The organism is Streptomyces sp. NPDC041796, from assembly GCF_055590785.1.
In genome coordinates this window covers 406270-429459 of sequence record NZ_JBVJAH010000001.1, presented here as the reverse complement: position 1 = coordinate 429459, position 23190 = coordinate 406270, and the positions used below count along the sequence as shown (strand labels likewise).

The following is a 23190-nucleotide window of genomic DNA, read 5'->3' as shown; positions in this document are numbered from 1 at the left end:
GGGCCCGGTGCCGGGTCAGCCGCGCCAGGGCTCGTAGTACGGGTTGTCCTCGCACTCCTTCATGATTTCGATCTTCTTCACCAGGTCGACCGGGCAGACGCCGACGATGTGCTTGCGGGCGATACCACCGGGGAAGGCAACCTCTTCCTGGTCGGCGTACTTGTGCGTGTCGCCGATGGTCCCGTTGACGTCCACGCCCTTCGGGGCGTCCACGTAGTAGTTGAAGCCGCTCTTCCACTTCTTGTACAGGTCGTGGTCGTAGGTCGTCGAGACGTACGGCGAAGGCTGGTTGACCAGGACGTACTTCTCGATGTCGTACTGGCCGTCCAGCGGTGCCTTCGGGTGGAAGCCCTCCTTGAAGATCACGGCCGGCGGCCGGTTGTCGGCGCGGTAGAGCTGCTTGCAGTCCTTGCGCCAGGCGGGGGCGGGGGTGATGCGGTCGGGGTCGACCCGGCGGTCGGCCGCCGGATACAGCCGGTCCTCGACCACGGGACACTTCGCCGCGGCCTTCGGGGCGAAGGCGGGAGCGGCGGCGGGGGCCCCGGCGGCCGGGGTGGCGGCGGCCGGGGAGGCCTCGGTGGAGGCGGCGGGTACGAGGAGGGCGGCGAGGGACACGGCGAGCGCGGCGGCGCGGCGCTGCGGGCGAGAAGTGATCACGGCGATCACGATGACCGCCGCATCCCGCGCCGCCGTGGATCTTCACCCGATCGGCGGCGTGTCAGGGGGCGTGCGGGAGTCGCTCCAGGAGTGGCGTCAGCGGAAGACGCCGGTGTGGCCGAGCGAGTAGCGGCCGGGCTGGGGGTAGACGGCGAGGCCGTGAGGGCCGCCGCCGACCGGGATGCGGGCGAGCTGCTTGCCGGTCGTGGTGTCGATCGCGTACACCTCGGAGTCGTACCGCCCGGAGAGCCACAGCACCTTGCCGTCGGCCGACACGCCGCCCATGTCCGGTGAACCGCCGTCCGGCAGCCACCACTTCTTGGTGAGCTCGTTCCGCGCGAAGTCGAACACGGAGACGGAGCCCTCGCCCCGGTTGGGGATGTACATCTCCTTGGAGTCGCGGGAGACGTACAGGCCGTGGGCGCCCTTGCCGGTGGGCAGGAGCCGGGGGGTCGCGAAGGAGTCGCCGTCCAGGACCCACACGCCGTGCGCCATCATGTCGGCGACGTAGAAGGTCTTCCCGTCCGGCGAGACCTTCACGTCCTGCGGCATCGCACCCTGGAAGGGGAGCTTCTGCTGGGCGACGACCCTCATCCGCTCGGTGTCGACCTTGAGCAGCTCGCCGGAGAACTCGCAGCTCACGATGAAGTAACGGCCGTCGGCGGAGAAGTCGGCGTGGTTGACGCCGTAGCAGGCGACGGGCTCGGTGTGGCGCCGTTCCATGGTGTGGGGGTCGCGGAAGACCAGCTCCCGGTCGAGGGAGGCCATCACCACGGCGTACTTGCCGTTGGGCGTGAAGTACAGGTTGTACGGGTCGTGGACGTCGACGTCCTTGCCCCGGGTTCCGGTGGCGGGGTCGATGGGGGTGAGCGTGTGGCCCCGGTTGTTGTTGACCCAGAGCGTCTTGAGGTCCCAGGACGGCACGACGTGCTGCGGCTGTACGCCGACCGGGATGGTCTCGATGACCTTGTACGTCTTCGGGTCGATGACGGAGACGGTGTTGGACAGGGTGTTGGGGACGTACACCCGGGACGGGAAGCCCTTGACCACGGGGGACAGCCGTCCGGGCCGGTCGGCCGCGTAGACGTCCTTCGGGTCGAGGACGGGCGGCATGCCCGGCAGCCCGGCCGGGGCGGCCTTCTTCGGTACGGAGACCGGTACGGCGGTGCCGCGCGCCGAGGGCCGGTCCTCCCCGCCGCCGCACCCGGGGAGCGCCGCCGCGGCGGCGAGCAGGGCGGTGGCCGCGAGGAGGCTCTTGGATCGCTTCGTCAGGCGCAGCATCGTCACGGACCCCATTGAGGATCCGGGTCCTCCGGTCCGCCCGCCATGGATCTCCGCGGCCCGGCGGGAGCATCGAGGGAAGTCGAGGATTCACCCACCAGATCCCATAGTTATTCATGGTTTATGAGGCCAGTGGCCCATCTCACCTACGATTCATTCCCCAGCTGGACCGTTTTGCTGAAATTCGCCCGGTTTGGTCTTTTGGTGGCATGGCCCCCCGTCTGCCATAGTCGGGAACACGCGACCCCCATTGACCCGGGCCAGGTCGTTCCCACGGTCGTGGACACACCCCACCCCAGTCCACGACGCACTTCCCGGAAGCCCCCGCGGCGCCCCATCACGGCGCGAGGGGGCTTCCGTGCGTCCTGTGGGCCACCCGGGCCATGTGCGTCAGCGGTCGTCGCGACCGCCAGGGGTCGTCGTGACCGCCAGGGGTCGTCGCGTCCGTCAGCGGTCGTCGCGTCCGTCAGCGGTCGGAGACCCGCATCTCGAACCAGGTGGTCTTGCCACGCGGGAGCAGGTCCACGCCCCAGCGGTCGGAGAGCTTGTCGACGAGGAAGAGCCCACGGCCACTGGTGTCCAGCTCGTGCACCGGCATCAGGCAGGGCAGGCCCCGCGACGGGTCACGCACCTCGATCCGGATCCAGCCCCGGCGGCGCAGCATCCGCAGACCGAAGACGCGCGCCCCGGTGTGCCGGACCGCGTTGCCGACGAGCTCGGAGACGAGCAGGACCGCGTGCTCGGCGATCTGCGGGGTGAGCCCCCACTGGCGCAGCACCACGCACTGGGTGAGCCGGCGGGCGGTCGCGGCGGATTCGGGGCGGGACGGAAGCCGCACTTCCTCCTCCGTCGGGTTGCCGAACAGTTCGAGCGCCTTGAGCGCCTGTTCGTCATCCGCGGGGGGTACCCACCGCGCGGCGGTAGCGCTGCCGCGCTGCCCCGGTTGCTCCACACCTTCCAGCCCCGCCATGCCCACCATGATGGCCGTCCGGCGGCCTCCGCGTGGCCGTTCCCGTGGAATCGATGCCCCGGAATGAACCGTTCCCGGGGCATCGCCCGGCATATGACAGGGGCACACGGGGCCCGGAAAAGCGGTGTTGACCTGCGATGACACGGCCGACACGAAAGAGTGGCGCGGCCGGACGACGCGAAGCGCTTAAGGCCCCGTTAAGACTGCCCTAAACCACCCACACGGCTGACAACTCGCGTACGCCTACAGGAACTTGGCCTTGCCCGGCCCTTCCTCCACAAAGCTGCGCATGCCCCGCTCCCGGTCCTCGGTGGCGAACAGCCCGGCGAACCAGTTGCGTTCGACGGTCAGGCCCGTGTCGATGTCGGTCTCCAGACCCGCGTCCACGGACTCCTTCGCCGCGCGCAGCGCCAGTGCGGGCCCCTGGGCCAGCCTGGCCGCCCACGCGTGCGCCTGCTCGTACACCTCGGCAGCCGGTACGACCCGGTCGACGAGCCCGATCGTGAGGGCCTCGTCGGCCTTCACATGACGGCCCGTGAAGATGAGGTCCTTGGCCTTGGACGGGCCGACGAGGCGGGCGAGGCGCTGCGTGCCTCCCGCGCCGGGGATGAGGCCCAGCAGGATCTCGGGCTGGCCCAGCTTGGCGTTGTCACCGGCGATCCGGAAGTCGGCGCACAGCGCCAGCTCGCAGCCGCCGCCCAGCGCGTACCCGGTGACGGCGGCGACGACGGGCTTGGGGATGCGGGCGACGGCGGTGAACGAGTCCTGGAGGGCCTTGGAGCGCAGCACCATGGCCGTGTGGTCCATCGCCTGCATCTCCTTGATGTCCGCGCCGGCCGCGAACACCTTCTCGCCGCCGTACAGCACCACGGCACGGACGTCGTCGCGACGGGCCGCCTCCTCGGCGAGCTCGCGCAGCCGGTCCTGGGTGGCGATGTCCAGCGCGTTCATCGGCGGGCGGTCCAGGCGGATGGTGCCGACGCCTTCGGAGACTTCGAGAGTGACTGTCATAGGCGGAAGGTTAGTCGTCGTTAACGACAACGGGCCCGGTGCTGTCCGTCACAGCACCGGGCCCGTCCGTGGGAGCGCTACTCGATCCACTCCGACCAGGGCATGTTCCACCCGTTGAGGCCGTTCTCCGGCTGGATCTGCTTGTCCTTTGAGTTCTTCACGATCACCACGTCGCCGATGATCGACTGGTTGTAGAACCAGGCCGCCGGGGTCGAGCCGTCGTAGGCGCCGCGTACGTCGCGCAGACCGACGCAGCCGTGGCTGACGTTGGCGGAGCCGAACGTGCCGCTGGATGCCCAGTAGTTGCCGTGCACGAAGGTGCCCGAGGTGGACAGGCGCATCGCGTGCGGCACGTCCTTGATGTCGTACTCGCCGCCGAAGCCCACGGTGGCGCCGTTCATCCGGGTCACCTTGTACTTCTCGCTGATGACCATCTGGCCGTTGTACGTCGTCGTGGACGGTGCGCCGGCGGTGATCGGGATGGTCTTGATCAGCTTGCCGTCACGGACGACCTTCATGGTCTTCTCGCTCGCGTCGACCGTGGAGACCTGGCTGCGGCCGATGGTGAACTTCACCGTCTTGGACTGCTTGCCGTACACACCCGGGCGGCCCTCCACGCCGTCCAGGTGCAGCTGCACGGTCACCTTGGTGCCCGCGGCCCAGTACTTCTCGGGACGGAAGTCGAGGCGGTCGTTGCCGAACCAGTGGCCCTCGATCGGGACCGACGGCTCGGCGGTCACCTTGATGGCCTTCTCCACGGCCTCCGGGTTGGTGATGCCGCGGGTGAAGTTGATGGACACCGGCATGCCGACGCCGACGGTGGAACCGTCCTCCGGCGTGTAGTGGCCGATGAAGGTGTTCTTCGGTACGAGGGTGGTGAAGGTGGTGTCCTTGGCCGACTCGCGTCCCTCGGCGTCCTTGGCGACCGCGTGCACCTTGTACTTGGTGGCGGCGGCCAGGTGCCGTACCGGCTCCCAGCTCGTGCCGTCGGCGGTCAGCTTGCCCTCGACCTGGTTGCCCTTGGGGTCGGCGACCGTGACCGTGGTCAGCTTGCCCTTCTCGGCGGTGACCTTCAGTGCGCCGCTCGTGGCGACCGACGCGGCACCGTCCTTGGGCGCGATGGTCACGACGGCCTGCGACGCCGCGTTCTCCACCTTTCCGCCGTCCTTGGCCTTCTCGCCGCCCTTGCCGCCGCTGTCGCCGGAGCCCGACCCCCCGCACGCCGTCACCAGCAGCAACAACGCCCCCAGCACCACAGCCAGCAGACCCTTGCCGGCACCGGATCCGCGCCTGCCCGCCCCGGCCGATGCCCCCGATATCGGCTCTACGTTCACTTCGCTGTTCTCCCCTCGCACGGCCTGGCCCCGCCACGGCCCGCACCCCCGCACGCCACACGCGCGTGCACCGCGATAGATAATCACACCGCGGGCGCCCCCGAGCGCCCGCGAATGTCACCGTTCAGTCCCAACGTGTCCAGGACCGGGGCGCGCCATGCCGGATCGTGCCGGGACGGCGAGAGTCGGCCAGGGTCACCGCAGGGCGGAACCCGCCTTCCAGCGGTTCCAGTCCATGTTCCAGCCGCCCAGGCCGTTGTCGGGAGAGACCTTCCGGTCGTTCGAGTTGACCACCTCCACGACGTCCCCGATCAGCGTCCGGTCGAAGAACCAGCCCGCCGGGGAGTCCGCGCTGCCGCCCTTCACGTCGCGCAGCCCCACGCACCCGTGGCTGACGTTGGCCGTGCCGAAGGTGGACTCCGGCGCCCAGTAGTTCCCGTGCAGGAACGTCCCCGAATCGGTCAGCCGCATCGCGTGCGGGACGTCCTTGATGTCGTACTCGCCCTTGCCGTCCTTGTCCTTGAACCCCACCGTGGCACCGTTCATCCGTGTCACGTCGAACAACTCCGTCACCACCATCCGCCCGTTGTACGTGGTGGTCTTCGGAGCCCCCGCCGTGATCGGCAGCGTGGTGACGAGCCGGCCGTCGCGCCGTACCTCCATGGTGTGCTCCTCCGCGTCCACCCGGGAGACCTGCGAGCGGCCGACCGTGAAGCCCACGGTCTTCCGCTGGATGCCGTACACGCCCGGCGCCCCCTCCACGTCACGCAGCCGCAGGTCGACGGTGACCTTGGTACCCGGCTTCCAGTACTCGCGCGGGCGGAAGTCCAGGCGCTCCTTGCCGAACCAGTGGCCCACCACCTCCACCGGCGGCCGGGACGTGACGCGGATGGCGCGCTCGACGGCCGCGCGGTTCTCGATCGGCCGGTTGAAACCGAAGGAAACGATCATCCCGGTGCCGACGGTGGAGCGGTTCTCCGGCTTGAAGTAGCCGATGAACCGGTGCTCGGGGACCGCGGTGGTGAACGTCGTGTGCCGGGCCGAGCGCCGGCCGTGCGCGTCCAGCGCGACCGCGTCCACGCTGTACTTGGCCGCCAGCGCGAGCCGCGTACCGGGGGTGGGGCGCCAGCGCAGCCCGTCCTCCGAGATCTCGCCCGGCACCCGGACCGGTTGGTCGTCCTCGACCTTGACCACCTTGACCCGCTCCAGCCGCCCGCTGGGCACTTGCACCTCCAACCTGCCGTCCGGGGCCACGCCCTTGGCGCCGTCGTCCGGCATCACCCGGATGGTGTCCTCCGGCGACGGCCCCTTGTCGCCCATGCCGATGTCCAGACCGCCGTCGCTGGTGCACCCCACCGGCCCCGCCATCAGCCCTGCACATGTCACGGCAGCGGCGATGCCGAGCCCTGCCCGCTTCAGTACGTGTCTCACGATGCGACCAACGACGGCCCCCCTCCAGGGGAAACGTGAGTGCGGGTCATGTTGGGAGCCGGGCAGTCCGGGCAGAACAGGTGGAGGACCATGTGCGGGGCCGCGGCCGGGACGCCGCGCGCCCCGCACCGCATGGAGCCCGACGAGCCGCAGGAGGCCGGCAGGTGTCGAGCGCAGCCGAGCAGCAGGCAGTGCAGCGTGCGGTGGGTGACGCACTGCTGGACGGGAGGCCCGCCCCCGCCGGGGCGCGGCGGCACGGGCTGAACGGGCTCCCCCGGGACCCCGACGCGCCCGCCCCACCCGTATGGCCGGGCGCGCCCACACCGCTGGGCGCCCGCTTCAGGGCCGGGCCGGGCGGGGCGACAGGGACGAACTTCGCCCTCTGGGCGGGCGGGGCGGAAGCGGTCGACCTGTGCCTGTTCGACGAGGACGGCACCGAGACCCGGCTGCCCCTCACCGAGCTGACGCACGAGATCTGGCACGGCTTCGTCCCGGGCGTACGGCCCGGGCAGCGGTACGGCTACCGGGTGCACGGCCGCTGGGACCCGTGGACGGGCGCCCGCTGGAACCCGGCGAAGCTGCTCCTCGACCCGTACGCGCGGGCGGTCGACGGCGACTTCACCCTGCCGCCCGAGGTGTACGGCCATGTGCGGGACTGGCCCGAGCAGCACGTCGCCGACACCGTCCGGGACACCCGCGACTCCGCCCCGTACGTGCCCAAGGGCGTCGTCGTCCACGACGACGACGACTGGTCCGACGACCGGCGGCCCAAGACCCCGTGGGCGGACTCCGTCATCTACGAGGTCCATGTGCGCGGCTTCACCCGGCGCCACCCCGGCATCCCGGAGGAGCTGCGCGGCACCTACGCGGGGCTCGCCCACCCCGCCGCGATCGAGCACCTGGTGTCGCTGGGGGTGACGGCGGTGGAGCTGCTGCCGGTGCACCAGTTCGCGCACGAGGACCATCTGCTGCGGCGCGGGCTGAAGAACTACTGGGGCTACAACTCCATCGGCTACTTCGCGCCGCATGCCGCGTACAGCGCGTCGGGCACGACCGGGCAGCAGGTCGGCGAGTTCAAGCGGATGGTGAAGGCGCTGCACGCGGCCGGCATCGAGGTGATCCTCGACGTGGTCTACAACCACACGGCCGAGGCGAGCGAGCTGGGCCCGATGCTGTCGCTGCGCGGCATCGACAACCGCGGCTACTACCGGCTGGCCGCCGACCCCCGCCGGTACGCCGACTACACCGGCTGCGGCAACACCCTGCACGTCGTCCAGCCGCACGTGCTGCGGCTGATCACCGACTCGCTGCGCTACTGGGTCACCGAGATGGGCGTCGACGGCTTCCGCTTCGACCTGGCGGCGGCGCTGGCCCGCTCGATGCACGACGTCGACATGCTGTCGCCGTTCCTCGCCACCATCGCCCAGGACCCGGTGCTGCGGCGCGTGAAGCTGATCGCCGAGCCGTGGGACGTGGGCAACGGCGGGTACCAGGTGGGCGCCTTCCCGCCCCTGTGGACGGAGTGGAACGACCGCTACCGCGACGCGGTACGCGACTTCTGGCGCGGCGCCCTGCCCGACGTACGGGACCTCGGCTACCGGCTGTCGGGGTCGAGCGACCTGTACGCGTGGGGCGGACGGCGGCCGTACGCCTCCGTCAACTTCATCACCGCCCACGACGGCTTCACCCTGCGCGACCTGGTGTCGTACGAGCACAAGCACAACGAGGCCAATGGCGAGGGCAACCGGGACGGCACGAACGACAACCGGGCCTGGAACTGTGGCGCCGAGGGCGAGACCGACGACCCCGGCGTCAACGCGCTGCGCCGGCGCCAGGTGCGCAACCTGCTCACCACCCTGCTGCTGTCGACGGGCGTGCCGATGCTCGTGGCGGGTGACGAGATGGGCCGCACCCAGGGCGGCAACAACAACGCGTACTGCCAGGACAACGAGATCGGCTGGGTCGACTGGTCCCTGCCGGAGCGGCCCGGCCCCAAGGGCCTGCTGGACCTGACCGCCCGGCTGCTGGCGCTGCGCCACGCCCACCCGGTGCTACGGCGCCGGGCGTTCTTCTCGGGCCGCCCGCAGGGTGTGGACGGGCTGCGGGACCTGGCGTGGTTCACGGCGGCGGGCGCGGAGATGACGGAGGGGGACTGGTACGCCCGGACCGCGACGATCGGGATGTACCTGTCGGGCCGGGACATCCCGGGCCGCGACACGCGGGGGGAGCCCATCACGGACGACAGCTTCCTGGCGGTCCTCCACGCGGGCGCCGAGCCGGTCGACTTCCGCCTGCCGGGCGCGCCGTGGGCGCAGGCGTACGAGCTGGTGGTGGACACCTCGCGGGAGGACCAGGCCGAGGCGCCGGGCACGGTCCTCCCGGGCGGGGAGGCGGTGACCGTGCCGGCGCGTTCGGTGTGGCTGCTGAGAGTGCGGGACTGAGGCGCGTCCGGGCGGGTCTGGGTGGGTGCGCGGTCGCGTCACCCGGACGTCGACGGCCTTGCCCGGCCGGCCGTGTCGAGCAGCAGCTTCGCCGCCACCTCCGTCCCGTCGGCGCTCATCGAGGCGGCCACGGCGGCGGCCCGTTCGCGGGTCTCCGGGCGCAGTGCCGTCCGGAGCCCGGCCGACAGGGATCCGACGGTCGGAGCCGGACCGTCGTGCGCCGCGCCGATGCCCAGCTCGGCCACCCGCTCGGCCCAGTACGGCTGGTCCACCAACTGCGGTACGACCACCTGGGGCGTACCGGCCCGGGCCGCCGCCGTCGTCGTGCCCGCGCCACCGTGGTGCACGACGGCGGCCACGCGGCCGAACAGCGCCTGGTGATTGACCTCGCCGACGACGAAGCAGTCGTCCTTGTCGTCGACCGGGCCCAGGTCCGCCCAGCCACGGGCGATGACGACACGTCGGCCCTGTGCGCGGACCGCCTCGACGGCGACCCCCGCGATGTCCCCCGCCCCGCGCAGAGCCATGCTGCCGAAGCCCACGTACACGGGCGGTGCGCCGGCCGCCAGGAAGGCCTCCAACCCGTCCGGGAGCGGGCGCTCGTCCGGCAGGATCCACGCGCCGGTCTGCACGACGTCGAGGTCGGCCGACTGCCACGGGTCGAGGACCGGGTCCGTCGCCAGCCACGGGCGGTCGGTGATGACGTGGTCGCGGACGTTGTCCACCGGCACAAGGCCCACCGACGCCCGGTGGGTGTTGACCGCCCCGCCGAACAACGCGTTCATTGTCCGGATGTTGAGGTCCCACAGCTCCCGGTTGTCGGTGACCTCCGGCGGGTGCGGGTGGCTGGGGTACTGGAACGGCGGGCGGTGCGGAGACGGCAGGACGGTCGGCTGGAGGCCCAGGTACACGTACTCGAGGCCCAGCTTCTCGGCCGCCGACCGCACACCGGCCGTGCTCGGGAACAGACCGGTCGCCACCACCACGTCGCCGGCCTCGGCCTCCGCCATGATCGCGTCGTAGTAGGCGGAGACCAATGAGGCCACCCGCAGGTCGAAGTCCGACGCCGTCGGAGGCGTCCCGGTCACCAGGGCGCGCACCGGATCACTCACCGGCACCATCGGCACACCGACGGCGGCCAGCCGCTCCGCGAACTCCTCGTCCGGCGGCGCACACACCCGTACCTCCACGCCGAGTTCCCTCAGCCGCACCGCGAGCCCCGCCAGAGGCTGAACGTCGCCGCGCGATCCGTACGTGGACAGCAGTACACGCATCCCTTGATTCCCCCATCTTCCGCAAGTTCTGGGCTTGAGCTGGGGATTCTGCAGGACGACGGGGGCCTTGCCGCAAGCCCCCCGGTGCGCTATACGTTGAGACTGGCGGAGAGTGCGTCACCTCGGCGGCGGACCCCGACATGCCGCGGGGAAAACCGCGTGAGCGATGTCAGTGCCGAACCCTAGGCTCGCTCCTGATGTCGAAATCGGATGCAACGCCCAAGGACCGCTCAGTCGTTCGTACCTTGTTGCGGCTGTGGCCGTATGTGCGTCCGGTGCGCGCGCGGGTCGGAAGCGCGGCGGCCGTCGCGGTCGTGGCGTCCTGTCTGGGCCTGGTCATCCCGCTCGTACTGAAGTGGATCGTGGACGGGCCGGTGGCCGGGCGGGACCCGGGCGGAGTGTGGTTCGGCGCGCTCGTGGTGCTGGGGCTGGGGATCGCGGAGGCGGCGCTGTTCGGGCTGCGGCGGTGGCTGGTGGCCCGGCCGCTGGCGGGCGTCGAGGCGGCGATGCGGGCCGGCCTGTACCGGCGTCTGCAGCGGCTGCCGATCGCGTTCCACGACCGGTGGGCGTCGGGGCAGCTGCTGTCCCGGGCGACGACGGACCTGTCGCTGATTCGGATGTTCCTGGCCTTCCCGATGACGTTCCTGTTCGTCAACGGCGTCACGGTGGTGGTCGGTTGCGGAGTGCTGCTGGTGCAGGACTGGACACTGGGGCTGGTCCTGCTGGTGCCGGTGGCGCCGCTGATCGTGGTCTGCTCGCTGTTCGAGTCGCGGTACTCGCTGGTGGCGCGCCGCGCGCAGGACCAGGTCGGCGACCTGACGACGGTCGTCGAGGAGAGCGTGCTCGGCATCCGGATCATCAAGGGCTTCGGCCGCCACCGCAGCCAGGCGGAGGCGTTCCACGGGCTGGCGGAGCGGCTGCGGGGCACGGAGCTGGTCAAGGCGCGGCTGCTGGCGGGCATCTGGGCGGTCATCACGATCGTGCCCGAGCTGGCCATCGGGGCCGCGCTGGTGCTGGGCACGGTCCAGGTCGCCGACGGTGTGCTGTCCGCCGGAACGCTGGTGGCGTTCCTGTCGACGGCGCTGGCGCTGCGGTGGCCGGTCGAGTCGATCGGGTTCCTGCTGGCGATGAGCCAGGAGGCGGCGACGTCGGTGGAGCGGTACTTCGAGGTGATGGACGAGGCGGAGGAGGACGCGGGCGGGAGCGGCGCGGCCGCGGTGCCGTCGGGCGGGCTGCGCTTCGAGAACGTGTCGTTCCGGTATCCGGACGCGCCGGAGGACGCGCCGCCGGTGCTGGACGGGGTCGATCTGGTCGTGCGCCCCGGCGAGACCATGGCACTGGTCGGCGCCACCGGCTCGGGCAAGACGACGCTGACGGCACTCGTGCCGCGACTGCACGAGGTGACGGGCGGGCGCATCCTGCTGGACGGGGTCGATGTGGCGACGATGCCCCGGGAGCGGCTGCGGGAACTGGTGTCCGTGGCGTTCGAGGAGCCCACGCTGTTCTCGGCGAGCGTCGGCGAGAACGTACTGATGGGCGCCGGTCCCGCGGGCGCGGGCGAGCCCGAGCTGCGGCGCGCCCTGGAGGTCGCCCAGGCCGGGTTCGTACGCCGTCTGCCGCAGGGCACCGAGACGCAGGTCGGCGAGCAGGGCCTGAGCCTCTCGGGCGGCCAGCGTCAGCGCCTCGCCCTGGCACGGGCGGTGGTGGGCCGGCCGCGGTTCCTGGTGCTGGACGACCCGCTGTCGGCGCTGGACGTCCACACGGAGGCGCTGGTCGAAGCGGCGCTGCGGGACGTGCTGCGGGACACCACCGCCCTGGTCGTGGCCCATCGCCCGTCCACGGTCATGCTGGCCGACCGCGTCGCCCTCCTCTCGGCGGGCCGCATCGCGGCGGTGGGCACCCATCAGCAACTGCTGCGGGACAGCGCGGAGTACGCCTGGCTCATGTCGGGCGCCGAGAAGACGGGCGGTGCGCGATGACGGACACGGTCGGTGGAACGCCCCCGACACCCCCACTCGACGGCCCGCCGGGCACGGGCGGGAGGCCCGGGGCCGGTGGGGGGAACGGGGCTGGTGAGCTGCCCGGCGCAGGCGCGAAACCCGGGGCCGGTGGGGAGCCCGGGGCCGGTGGGGAGCCCGGGGCCGGTGGGGGGCACGGGGCCGGTGGGGGGCACGGCGCGGACGTGGAGCCTGGTGCCGGTGGGACGGACGCGTTCGATCGGGACGATCTGCCGGTCGCGCAGGGGGCCACGCGGACGTTGCTGCGGGCGCTGCTGGCGCCGCGGCGCGGGCGGGTGGTGCTGTCCGCGGTGTTGCTGCTGCTCCAGCAGGCCGCCGTGCAGGCCGGTCCGCTCGTCGTCGCGTACGCCATCGACCGGGCCGTGCCCGCACTCCGGCGCGGGGACCACGGGCCGCTGGTCGCGGTGGGCGTCGCGTACGCGCTGTGCGCGGCTGGCGCCGGTTTCTTCCACTACGCGTTCATCCGTACCTCCGCCCGGGTCAACCAGGACGTCCTGCTCGATCTTCGCGGGCGGATCTTCCGGCACGCCCAGGCACTGAGCATCGACTTCCACGAGCGGTACACCTCGGGCCGGTTGATCTCCCGCTCCACCACCGACGTCGAGTCGTTGCGCGAGCTGCTCGGCGAGGGGCTGCAGGAGCTGGTCGGGGTCTTCCTCTCCTTCGCGTTCATCTCCGTGCTCCTGCTCTGGCTGGACCTGGGCATCGGCGTGGTCGCGGTGGCCTCGTTCCTGCCGCTGTACCTGCTCGTACGGCTCTACCGGCGGCGTGCCGCCGTCGCGTTCAGTGCACGGTCGACGGCCATCGCCGCCGTCATCGTGAAGTTCGCCGAGACGATGAACGGCATCCGGCCGGTGCGGGCGTTCCGGCGGGAACGGGCCAATGACGCGGTGTTCGGCACGCTCAACCGCCGCCACGAACGCCGCAACGGCGACGCGATTCTGGAGATGGCCCGCTATGTCGTCGGCTCCCGCCTGGTGGCGAACACGGCGGTGGCCGGCATGGTCCTGTGGGGCGCCTACCGGGTCGCGTCCGGGACGCTGGCGCTCGGGGTGCTGGCGGCGGCCGTGCTGTACATGCGGCGGTTGTACGACCCGATCGACCGGCTGGCGATGTTCCTCAACTCGTACCAGTCGGCCGCCGCCTCGCTGGAGAAGATCGCGGGACTGCTGGCGCAGACCCCGACGGTCCGGGAGCCCGTGGCGCCCCGTCCCCTGCCGCCTGCCCGTGCCGGGAGTCCGGGCCGTGAGGTCGTCTTCGAGGACGTGTGCTTCGGGTACCGCACGGGCGGTGAGGTGCTGCCGCGCTTCGGGCTGACCATCCCGGCCGGGCAGACCGTGGCGGTGGTCGGTTCGACGGGGGCGGGCAAGTCGACGCTCGCCAAGCTGCTGGCCCGGTTCTACGACCCCACCGGGGGCCGGGTCCTGCTCGACGGGGTCGACCTCCGGGAGCTGGCCACGCCGGAGTTGCGGCGCGGGGTGGTGATGGTGACCCAGGAGGCGTTCCTGTTCTCCGGGACGGTGGCGGAGAACATCGCGCTCGGGCGGCCGGACGCGACCCGGGAGGAGATCGAGCAGGCCGCGAAGGCCATCGGCGCCCATGACTTCGTCGCGGGCCTCCCGGAGGGTTACGACACCGACGTACGCAAGCGTGGCGGTCGTATCTCGGCCGGTCAGCGTCAGCTCGTGGCCTTCGCCAGGGCCCTGCTGGCGGACCCGGCGGTGCTGATCCTCGACGAGGCGACCAGCTCCCTCGACATCCCAGGCGAGCGGGCCGTGCAGCGGGCCATGGACACGGTGCTGCACGGCCGCACCGCGGTGGTGATCGCCCACCGGCTGTCGACGGTCGAGATCGCGGACCGGGTGCTGGTGATGGAGGGCGGCAGGATCGTGGAGGACGGGTCGCCGACCGAGCTGATCGAGGGCAGGGGCCGGTTCGCCGGTCTGCACCGGGCGTGGCGGGAGAGCCTGGTGGGATGACCGGTCAGCGGCCGGGTCACGCGGAATACCGGCGGCGGCTGGGGGAGTTGGGAACGGACATGACCACCGACTCCATACCTGTCACCGACCGCTCGTTCCTCTTCGTCCTCGGCAGTTCCCGTTCCGACGGCAACAGCGAGATCCTGGCTCGTGCCGCCGCCGAGCAGTTGCCCACCGGTGTCTCCCAGGAATGGGTCGACCTGAGCCGGGTGTCGCTGCCCGACTTCCAGGACGGCCGGCACGAGAGCCTGTCCTGGGCGCCGGGCGAGAGCGAGGAGACGCTTCGGCGGGCGACTCTGGCCGCCACCGACGTCGTCCTCGTCTCACCCTTGTACTGGTACACCCTTTCCGCGCAGATGAAGCGTTACCTCGACTACTGGTCGGGCTGGCTGACGGTGCCCGGCTCGGACTTCAAGGAGCGGATGGCGGGCCGGACCCTGTGGGGGGTGACGGTGATGGCGGACCGCGAGGAGGCCGTCGCCGACGGGCTCGTGACCTCCCTCAACAACTCGGCGGCGTACATGGGGATGCGGTTCGGCGGGGTGCTGTTGGGCAACGGGTCCCGTCCTGGCCAGGTGCGGAACGACGAGCGGGCGATGATCCGCGCCAAGAGCTTCTTCCAGCGTGAGGCCCCGCTCGCCCGCTTCCCCCACGAGGAGCGGTAGCCGACCCGGCCGCCGCGCCGGGGTGTGCGCCCGGGACCGGCCCGCGAGGGGGCGCGACCGGGTGGCCGGAAGCGCGCACCGGCTCCGGGCGCCCGCCGCGGGGGCGTGTATCGCGTGCTCAACATGCCGTTCACACGGGCGCGGTGCGCGCTCGGCCGCGGCGCGCCCGTCGGTGCGGGGCGGAGCGGGACACCGGCCGGCGAGGCCGTACGCAACGGTGAAACGTCCGCTTAACGAACACGGCTTTTCGGGCAACGGACGAATTCCGGCCAATCTGTTGACGCGCTCCTGACAGGAAGCCGTCGCGGACGTCACTCTTACCCCGTTCTCCGCATCACCTGTTCGACGGACGTTCTCACGTTCGTTCCGCATGTGTTCCGCGCTTGTGCAGGCTGCTCCGCCCGGCCGGCCCACCCAGCCGTCCGGTACCCCCCTCGCAAAAGGAGTTCGCGTGAGACCCACGCCAAGCCGTCGCGCCACCGCGACCGGTGCTCTGATCGCCGCCGCCGCCATGCTCGCCGTGGGCGTGCAGACCGGTGCCGCCACCGCCGCCGACGACCCGTGGACCGCCGCCCCCAAGGCCCAGGCGGCCGGGAAGGCCGACCCCGGCGCCCTGCCCGCCGACCTCTCCCCCGCCCAGCGCACCGCGCTGATACGCGCGGCCGACGCCGACAAGGCGCAGACGGCCAGGGAACTCGGCCTCGGCGCCCAGGAGAAGCTCGCCGTCCGTGACGTCGTCCAGGACCGCGACGGCACCACCCACACGCGTTACGAGCGCACCTACGCCGGGCTCCCGGTCCTCGGCGGCGACCTCGTCGTCACCGAGACCAAGGCCGGGCGCACCGAGGCGGTGGCCAAGGCCTCCCGGGCGGAACTCAAGGGCGTGGACACCACCGCGGACGTCGCCCCGGCCGCCGCGCAGAAGCAGGCGCTGAGCGCGGCCCGCGCCGAGGGTTCCAAGGCCACCGCCCCCGAGCGCGCCCCGCGCAAGGTGGTGTGGCTCGCACAGGGCAAGCCGGTCCTCGCGTACGAGACGGTCGTCGGCGGTCTCCAGCACGACGGCACCCCGAACGAGCTGCACGTCGTCACCGACGCCACCACGGGCGCCAAGCTCTACGAGTGGCAGGCCGTCCACAACGGCACCGGCAACACCCAGTACAGCGGCCAGGTCACGCTCGGCACCGCGCCCTCGTACACGCTGACCGACACCGGCCGCGGCAACCACAAGACGTACAACCTCAACCGCGGCACCTCCGGCACCGGGACGCTGTTCTCCGGGGCCGACGACGTCTGGGGCGACGGCACCCCGCAGAACCTGGAGACGGCCGGCGCCGACGCCCACTACGGCGCCGCGCTCACCTGGGACTATTACAAGAACGTCCACGGCCGCTCCGGCATCAAGGGCGACGGCGTCGGCGCGTACTCCCGCGTCCACTACGGCAACGCCTACGTCAACGCCTTCTGGACCGACAGCTGCTTCTGCATGACGTACGGCGACGGCGCCGGCAACGCCAAGCCGCTCACGTCCATCGACGTGGCCGCCCACGAGATGACCCACGGCATCACCTCCGCGACCGCCAAGCTGGTCTACAGCGGCGAGTCCGGCGGTCTGAACGAGGCGACCTCCGACATCTTCGCCGCCGCGGTCGAGTTCCATGCCAACAACGCCCAGGACAAGGGCGACTACCTGGTCGGCGAGAAGATCGACATCCGGGGCAACGGCACTCCGCTGCGCTACATGGACAAGCCGAGCAAGGACGGCTCGTCGAAGGACGCCTGGTACTCCGGTATCGGCGGCATCGACGTCCACTACTCCTCGGGCCCGGCGAACCACTGGTTCTACCTGCTCTCCGAGGGCAGCGGCGCCAAGACCGTCAACGGCGTCAACTACGACTCGCCGACCTCCGACGGCCTGCCCGTCACCGGCATCGGCCGGGACAAGGCCGCGCTGATCTGGTACAAGGCGCTCACCACCAAGTTCACCTCGACGACCAACTACGCCGCCGCCCGCACCGGGACCGTCGCGGTCGCCACGGAGCTGTACGGCGCCGGCAGCGCCGAGGTGAAGGCCGTCGAGCACGCGTGGGCCGGCGTCAACGTCGGGTCCCGCCCCGGTGGCGGCGACCCCGGCACCGGCAAGATCTTCGAGAACACGGCCGACGTCGCCATCCCGGACAACGGTGCCGCCGTCACCTCCGCCGTCAGCGTCACCGGCATCACCGGCAACGCCCCCTCCGCGCTGAAGGTGGACGTGGACATCGTCCACACCTGGCGCGGTGACCTGGTCGTCGATCTGGTCGCACCGGACGGCTCGGTCTACAACCTGAAGCCGTTCAGCTCCTCCGACTCGGCCGACAACGTCAAGGCCACCTACACGGTCAACGCCTCCAGCGAGGTCGCCAACGGCAGCTGGAAGCTCCGCGTGCAGGACAGGGCCGCCCAGGACACCGGCTACATCAACAGCTTCAAGCTGACCTTCCCGTGATCCGGGAAGCACGCTGAACGGCTGACGCACCGCCCGGTGGCACCCCGAGTGCCGCCGGGCGGTCGTACGTGCGGCCGGAGGCGCGGCGCTCCAGCACGGCGAGGAGATCACCGGTGAGATCCCGGCCGCGGAACGGCCGGTGGCGAGCACGACGTGGGCGCCGGCCGGAACGGCGCGGCGTACGGCGGCCGTCACCGGCGGGGCGACGGAGCGGTCCGGCCTCCAGGAGCGTGCCGTTCACGTCCAGGGCGACGAGCGCGGGGCGCCACACGCCCGGGTGCGAGCCGGCCGGCCGCCGCGGCGGCGCCGGAACCATGGGGTCGTCGAGTGCGGACACCGGCGCGGCCCGCCGCCCCTCCCCGCGCGGGAAGGGGCGACGAGCCGCGGTGGCAGCGGAGGGGGTCAGCGCATCAGGACGCCCGCGCCCTCCCCCGTCGTCTCGGTGGGCAGGGCGACCAGCCCGAGGTCGGCACCCGCCGCCAGCAGCCGGTGGGTGGGCAGTATCCGGACCGTGTAGCCGAACGGGCCCGTCCGGTCGAGGGTGAGGGGGCCCTCGTAGACCCAGCGCCCCTGCTGGTCCGGTCCGCCCGCCGGTTTCAGCGGCACCGTCTGGGCGTCCCGGAGCCGGTCGTCGGTGTCGACACGGCCCGCGACCGCCTGGACCTCGACGTCCTCCGGCTGGAGGTCCCCGAGGGCGACCCGCACCCGCAGCGCCAGGGTGGAGCCGAGCTCGGCGACGCCGTTGGCCTCGTCCACTTCGACGTGGTCGACCGCCACGCGCGGCCACGCGGCGCGCACCCTGGCCTTCCAGACGGCGAGTTCACGAGCTGCGTCGGTGGTCAGCGACCGGTGGGCGAGGGCGGCCGGGGCGTACAGCCGCTCCACGTACTCCCGCACCATCCGTCCCGCCAGCACCTTGGGGCCCAGGTTGGCGAGCGTCCGGCGGACCATCTCGATCCACCGTTCGGGCAGCCCGTTCGCGCTCCGGTCGTAGAAGCGGGGCGCGACGCGCTTCTCGATCAGCTCGTACAGCGCGTTGGCCTCCAGGTCGTCGCGCCGGTCCTCGTCCATGGTCGGGCCGTCGGCGGTCGGGATGGCCCAGCCGAAGTCCGGCTCGTACCACTCGTCCCACCAGCCGTCCAGGACGGACAGGTTGAGGCAGCCGTTGAGGGCCGCCTTCATGCCGGAGGTGCCGCACGCCTCCAGGGGCCGCAGGGGGTTGTTGAGCCACACGTCGCAGCCCGGGTACAGCTTCTGGGCCATGCCCATGCCGTAGTCGGGCAGGAACACGATCCGGTGGCGTACGCGCGGGTCGTCGGCGAACCGCACCAGTTCCCGCACCAGCCGCTTGCCGCCGTCGTCCGCCGGGTGGGCCTTGCCCGCGACGACGATCTGCACCGGCCGCTCCGGGTGCAGCAGCATCTCCATCAGCCGGTCCCGGTCCCGCAGCATCAGCGTCAGACGTTTGTACGAGGGGACCCGGCGGGCGAACCCGATGGTGAGGATGTCGGGGTCGAGGACCCCGTCGATCCACCCCAGCTCGGCCGAGCCCGCGCCCCGCTGCCGCCAGGAGGCCCGCAGCCGGGTGCGTACCTCCGTCACCAGCTGTTCGCGCAGCTCGCGGCGGAGGTCCCAGATCTCGGAGTCGGCGATCTCGCCGACGGCGTCCCACCGCTGGGAGCCGCCGACGCTCAGGGCGTCCTCCGCGCGCTGGGTGCCGATCTTGCGGGCGCCGAGCCGGAACACCTCGGGCGCCACCCAGGTGGGGGCGTGGACGCCGTTGGTGATGGAGGTGATGGGCACCTCGTCGGCGTCGAACCCGGGCCACAGGCCGGCGAACATCCCCCGGCTGACGGCGCCGTGGAGGGTGGAGACGCCGTTGGCGCGCTGGGCGAGGCGCAGCCCCATGACGGCCATGTTGAAGAGGTTCGGCTCGCCGCCCGGGTAGGTCTCCATGCCGAGCTGGAGGACGCGTTCGACGTCGACGCCGGGCAGTTCCGCGCCGTCACCGAAGTGGCGGGCGACGAGCTCGCGGTCGAACCGGTCGATGCCGGCCGGGACGGGGGTGTGCGTGGTGAAGACCGTCCCGGCGCGGACGGCCTCCAGGGCGGCGTCGAACTCGACGCCCTCCTCGCTCAGTTCCCGGATGCGCTCCAGGCCGAGGAATCCGGCGTGTCCCTCGTTGGTGTGGAACACCTCGGGCGCGGGGTGGCCGGTGAGCTCGCAGTACGCGCGTACCGCCCGGACACCTCCTATTCCCAGCAGCATCTCCTGCAACAGCCGGTGTTCGCTGCCCCCGCCGTAGAGCCGGTCGGTGACGTCCCGCTCGGAGGGGCCGTTCTCCTCCACGTCCGAGTCGAGCATCAGCAGCGGTACGCGGCCGACCTGGGCCACCCAGATGTGGGCGTGCAGACAGCGGCCGCCCGGCAGGGCGAGGGAGACCCGCACGGGGGAGCCGTCCGTCCGCCGCAGCAGGCTGACGGGCATCTCGTTGGGGTCCAGGAGCGGATAGTGCTCCTGCTGCCAGCCGTCCCGGGACAGCGACTGGCGGAAGTAGCCGTGCCGGTAGAGCAGCCCCACGCCGATGAGCGGTACGCCCAGGTCGGAGGCGGCCTTCAGGTGGTCACCGGCGAGGATGCCGAGGCCGCCGGAGTACTGGGGCAGGGCGGCGGTGACACCGAACTCGGGCGAGAAGTAGGCGACGGCGGCGGGCAGGTCACCGTCCGGGAGCGTGTGGTTCTGGTACCAGCGGCGGCCGCGCAGATAGTCGTCGAGGTCGTCGGCGGCGGCGGACAGGCGGCGCAGGAACCGCCGGTCGCGGGCCAGCTCGGCGAGTCTGGCCGCCGACACGGAACCCAGCAGCCGGACGGGATCACCGCCGACGGTCCGCCACCCCTCGGGGTCGACGGTCTGGAACAGTTCACGGGTCTCGGCGTGCCAGGACCAGCGCAGGTTGCGCGCGAGGTCGCTGAGCGGCCGGAGCGGGTCGGGGAGGACGGGGCGCACGGTGAATCGACGGATTGCCTTCACGTGTTCCACCTTCGCAGGGCAGGTACGTATCGGGGCGGACGCACGGGCGTTGTGCGTCCGCCTTCACCCTTCGACGTTATCGGCACCCCGCCCTCCGCAACCACGGCGCACTCAGGGGGGCGCGTTCACCGCGTACTCACCGGGACCTCGTACGGGGAGCCCGCGTTGACCGTTTCCGGGTCGAACGCGCCGGTCGCGGCGTACCGGGCGGCGATCTCGCGCCGCTCGTGCGGGGGGATCACGTCGTCGATGTGTGCGAAGCCCCCGGGGGCCCGTTCATGGGCCAGATTGATGACGGCCTCCGGGCCCAGGCGCCGGTTGGCGCGCTGGAGCTCCGTCATCGCGGGGCGCCGGTCCGCCTCGTAGGCGGCCAGGGCCTCGGCCGGGTCGGGGTGCAGGGCCAGGGCGTGGGCGAGGGCCCGGGCGTCGACGATCGACTGGGTGGCGCCGTTGGAGCCGATGGGGTACATGGCGTGGGCGGCGTCCCCGATGAGCGTGGTGCGGCCGTGGCTCCAGCGCGGCAGGGGTTCGCGGTCGACCATGGGGTACTCGTGGGCCGCGTCGGCGGCGCGCAGCACGTCGGGGACGCTCACCCCGCCGAACTCCCAGCCTTCGTAGTGGTGGAGGAAGTCCGCCACCACCGCGGCCCGGTTCCAGTCGCCCCGGGGGGAGTCCCGGACGGTGCTCGCGGTGCTGTCGGCGGGCATCGCGAGCGCCCAGTTGACGAGGACGTCCCCGGTGGGGCGCTCGGCCATCGGGTACACGACGGCCTTCTGCCGGTCGTCGCCGGCGACGAGCATGAACGTGCCCGCCCGGCGGGCGTCCATCCACGACACCCCGCGCCACACCAGCATGCCGTTCCAGGGCGGCTCGCCCTCGCCGGGGTTGAGGGCGGCGCGGACCGCCGAACGGATGCCGTCGGCGCCGATCAGGACGTCCGGCTCCAGCGACGCCCGGCCGCGCACGGCACCCTCGCGGTGCTCCAGGCGCACGCGTGGGCGCCCGTCGGGCAGTTGTTCCAGGCCCGTCACCCGGACACCGGTGACGATCGCGGAAGGGCCGAGCCGGCCGCGTACCGCGTCGGCGAGGACCTGCTGGAGCCGGCCGCGGTGGACGGAGAGCTGGGGCCAGTGGTAGCCGGCGCGCACGCCCCGCGGTTCACGGGAGATCAGCCCGCCGGAGCGGTGGTAGTAGCGCAGCTCCCGGGTGCGTACGGCGTCGGCCTCCAGGTCGTCGAGGAGTCCGAGCGCGTCGAGTTCGCGCACGGCGTTGGGCATGAGGTTCAGCCCGGCGCCGAGCGGCCGGATCTCGCGTGCCGCCTCGACGACGGTGACGTGGTGGAACCCGGCGGCGTGCAGGGCGAGTGCGGCGGTCAGTCCGGCGACTCCGCCGCCGGCGACGAGTATGTGCGGGGTCATGCGGGCGCTCCCCTCACGCGGCCGTGGGGCGCGGCCGCTGGGTGGCCTGGCGCACCAGCGTCTCGTTGTCCCTGGTCAGGTCGAGCACCGAGCGCAGCAGCGCGACCGGCGCCCCGCCGCTGCCCTCGTCGTACAGCCGGAGCTCGTCGCTGTAGGCCTTGCGGGCGATGCCCACATGGCGGGCGCGGAACGTCTTGAGGATGCGCAGCACCCGCGCCAGGGAGTGGGCGGACGCGACGAGCTGGGGCGGCAGCCGGTGGACGGTCTCCCAGCTCAGCGCGGCGGACAGCTTGCTGACGGCGGAGACGCCGCTTCTGTGGGCCGCGTGGAAGGCGCGCCACGACGGGAGGCTGTACTCGACCGACTCGGCGAGGAAGGCGTCGTAGCCGGGGTGCGGGCGGTCGCACTGCCAGACCGTCAGGTCGACCAGCCAGAGCGGCACCTGCGCGGCGGCCGGGCCGAGGTAGTCGCGGCCGGCGACGTCGACCTCCTCGAAGTAGGGGCGCAGCGTGCGGGCGAAGTAGGACGGTGAGACGTGGTCGATGGTGAAGTCGATGGAGTCGACCATCGCCTGGACGTGCTGGGCGGTACGGTCCAGCGCGAGGGCGAAGCCGGGGTCGTACGGTTCGAGGCGGGCAAGCTTGCCGCAGGTGTCCAGGGCGGCGACGAGGCTGGGGAAGACCATCCGGACGGCTTCCTGGAGGTGGGCCTCCATCTCGTGGCCGGTGTACATGCGCTGCCGGTGGCCGAGCGGGTTCCAGGTGGTGTAGTGGTGCACGGTGTCACGGGGCACCATGTCGGTGCGGCGGGCCAGCTCCTCCAGGACGGGCAGGACCTCGGGGACGGCGGTGACCGGCTGGACACCGTGCCGTTTGAGGGAGCCGAGCAGCATGCCGAGGTCGCGCATCGCGGCGAGCGCCTCGATGACGCACCACTCGGCGACCCGGTCGAGGTCGGGTACGAGGGTGCGCAGGGCGACGGTGAGCGCGGCGACGTCGGCGTCACGGTTCATCGCGGGGAGCGCGGCGAGCAGCGCGTCGGCGCCGAGCGGGTCGGCGTCGCGTATCTCGGTGATGCGGTAGCGCGGTTCGGCACAGGTATCGAGACCGGGCGCGACAAGGTCGTACAGGGTCAACGGGATGCCCCCCTCGGGCAGTGTGGGTTCGGGAGTGGCGCGGTGTTCGCTGGTCAGGCGG

The 23190-nt window shown here is 72.0% G+C and carries 15 protein-coding genes; 5 read left to right on the top strand and 10 right to left on the bottom strand.

Features of this window, described 5'->3' with window-relative positions:
• Nucleotides 1-15: 15 nt before the first annotated feature.
• From ACZ6C1_RS01935 to ACZ6C1_RS01910, 6 genes are all read right to left on the bottom strand, one after another.
• On the bottom strand, nt 16-657 hold the full coding sequence (locus tag ACZ6C1_RS01935; protein WP_469236757.1) for an ADP-ribosyltransferase: 642 nt from the start codon (nt 655-657) through the stop codon (nt 16-18).
• Between the two features lie 96 nt (nt 658-753).
• Entirely contained in the window at nt 754-1938 is a 1185-nt protein-coding gene (locus ACZ6C1_RS01930; protein ID WP_469237159.1) for a YncE family protein, read from the bottom strand.
• Nucleotides 1939-2404: 466 nt separating this feature from the next.
• On the bottom strand, nt 2405-2908 hold the full coding sequence (locus ACZ6C1_RS01925; protein ID WP_469236755.1) for an ATP-binding protein: 504 nt from the start codon (nt 2906-2908) through the stop codon (nt 2405-2407).
• A 243-nt stretch (nt 2909-3151) separates the two neighbouring features.
• The gene (locus tag ACZ6C1_RS01920) at nt 3152-3919 is read right to left on the bottom strand and encodes an enoyl-CoA hydratase/isomerase family protein (RefSeq protein ID WP_469236754.1); all 768 of its coding nucleotides are present in this window, start codon (nt 3917-3919) and stop codon (nt 3152-3154) included.
• A 77-nt stretch (nt 3920-3996) separates the two neighbouring features.
• A complete protein-coding gene (locus ACZ6C1_RS01915; RefSeq protein ID WP_469236752.1) occupies nt 3997-5253 on the bottom strand; it encodes a L,D-transpeptidase in 1257 nt (418 codons plus the stop codon).
• Between the two features lie 195 nt (nt 5254-5448).
• Complete coding sequence (locus tag ACZ6C1_RS01910; protein WP_469236750.1) at nt 5449-6684, bottom strand: L,D-transpeptidase; 1236 nt, start codon at nt 6682-6684, stop codon at nt 5449-5451.
• 164 nt (nt 6685-6848) lie between these two features.
• On the opposite strand from ACZ6C1_RS01910, the gene glgX reads away from it, so the two are divergent.
• Nucleotides 6849-9125: a glycogen debranching protein GlgX gene (gene glgX / locus ACZ6C1_RS01905; RefSeq protein WP_469236748.1), complete on the top strand. Its 2277-nt coding sequence runs from the start codon at nt 6849-6851 to the stop codon at nt 9123-9125.
• 38 nt (nt 9126-9163) lie between these two features.
• Here glgX and ACZ6C1_RS01900 read toward each other — a convergent pair whose 3' ends face one another.
• Nucleotides 9164-10399 carry a glycosyltransferase gene (locus ACZ6C1_RS01900; protein ID WP_469236747.1) on the bottom strand — a complete coding sequence of 412 codons (1236 nt, stop codon included), beginning with the start codon at nt 10397-10399 and terminating at the stop codon, nt 9164-9166.
• A gap of 197 nt (nt 10400-10596) precedes the next feature.
• Here ACZ6C1_RS01900 and ACZ6C1_RS01895 point away from each other — a divergent pair, with 197 nt between their 5' ends.
• From ACZ6C1_RS01895 to ACZ6C1_RS01880, 4 genes are all read left to right on the top strand, one after another.
• Nucleotides 10597-12378 carry an ABC transporter ATP-binding protein gene (locus ACZ6C1_RS01895; RefSeq protein ID WP_469236745.1) on the top strand — a complete coding sequence of 594 codons (1782 nt, stop codon included), beginning with the start codon at nt 10597-10599 and terminating at the stop codon, nt 12376-12378.
• Nucleotides 12375-14396 (top strand): ABC transporter ATP-binding protein, encoded by a 2022-nt coding sequence (locus ACZ6C1_RS01890; RefSeq protein WP_469236743.1) that lies wholly within the window; start codon nt 12375-12377, stop codon nt 14394-14396. Before ACZ6C1_RS01895 ends, ACZ6C1_RS01890 begins: the two co-directional genes overlap by 4 nt.
• Nucleotides 14397-14455: 59 nt before the next feature.
• On the top strand, nt 14456-15061 hold the full coding sequence (locus tag ACZ6C1_RS01885; protein WP_469236742.1) for a flavodoxin family protein: 606 nt from the start codon (nt 14456-14458) through the stop codon (nt 15059-15061).
• Between the two features lie 451 nt (nt 15062-15512).
• Nucleotides 15513-17546 carry a M4 family metallopeptidase gene (locus tag ACZ6C1_RS01880; protein ID WP_469236740.1) on the top strand — a complete coding sequence of 678 codons (2034 nt, stop codon included), beginning with the start codon at nt 15513-15515 and terminating at the stop codon, nt 17544-17546.
• 402 nt (nt 17547-17948) lie between these two features.
• On the opposite strand, the gene glgP is transcribed toward ACZ6C1_RS01880, so the two are convergent.
• The 3 genes from glgP to ACZ6C1_RS01865 all read right to left on the bottom strand — a co-directional run bounded on the left by glgP (nt 17949) and on the right by ACZ6C1_RS01865 (nt 23129).
• The gene (gene glgP / locus ACZ6C1_RS01875) at nt 17949-20576 is read right to left on the bottom strand and encodes an alpha-glucan family phosphorylase (RefSeq protein WP_469236739.1); all 2628 of its coding nucleotides are present in this window, start codon (nt 20574-20576) and stop codon (nt 17949-17951) included.
• Between the two features lie 125 nt (nt 20577-20701).
• Nucleotides 20702-21994, bottom strand: coding sequence for an FAD-dependent monooxygenase (locus ACZ6C1_RS01870; protein WP_469236737.1), 1293 nt, complete (start codon nt 21992-21994; stop codon nt 20702-20704).
• Between the two features lie 13 nt (nt 21995-22007).
• The gene (locus tag ACZ6C1_RS01865; RefSeq protein ID WP_469236736.1) at nt 22008-23129 is read right to left on the bottom strand and encodes a monodechloroaminopyrrolnitrin synthase PrnB family protein; all 1122 of its coding nucleotides are present in this window, start codon (nt 23127-23129) and stop codon (nt 22008-22010) included.
• Nucleotides 23130-23190: the final 61 nt, after the last annotated feature.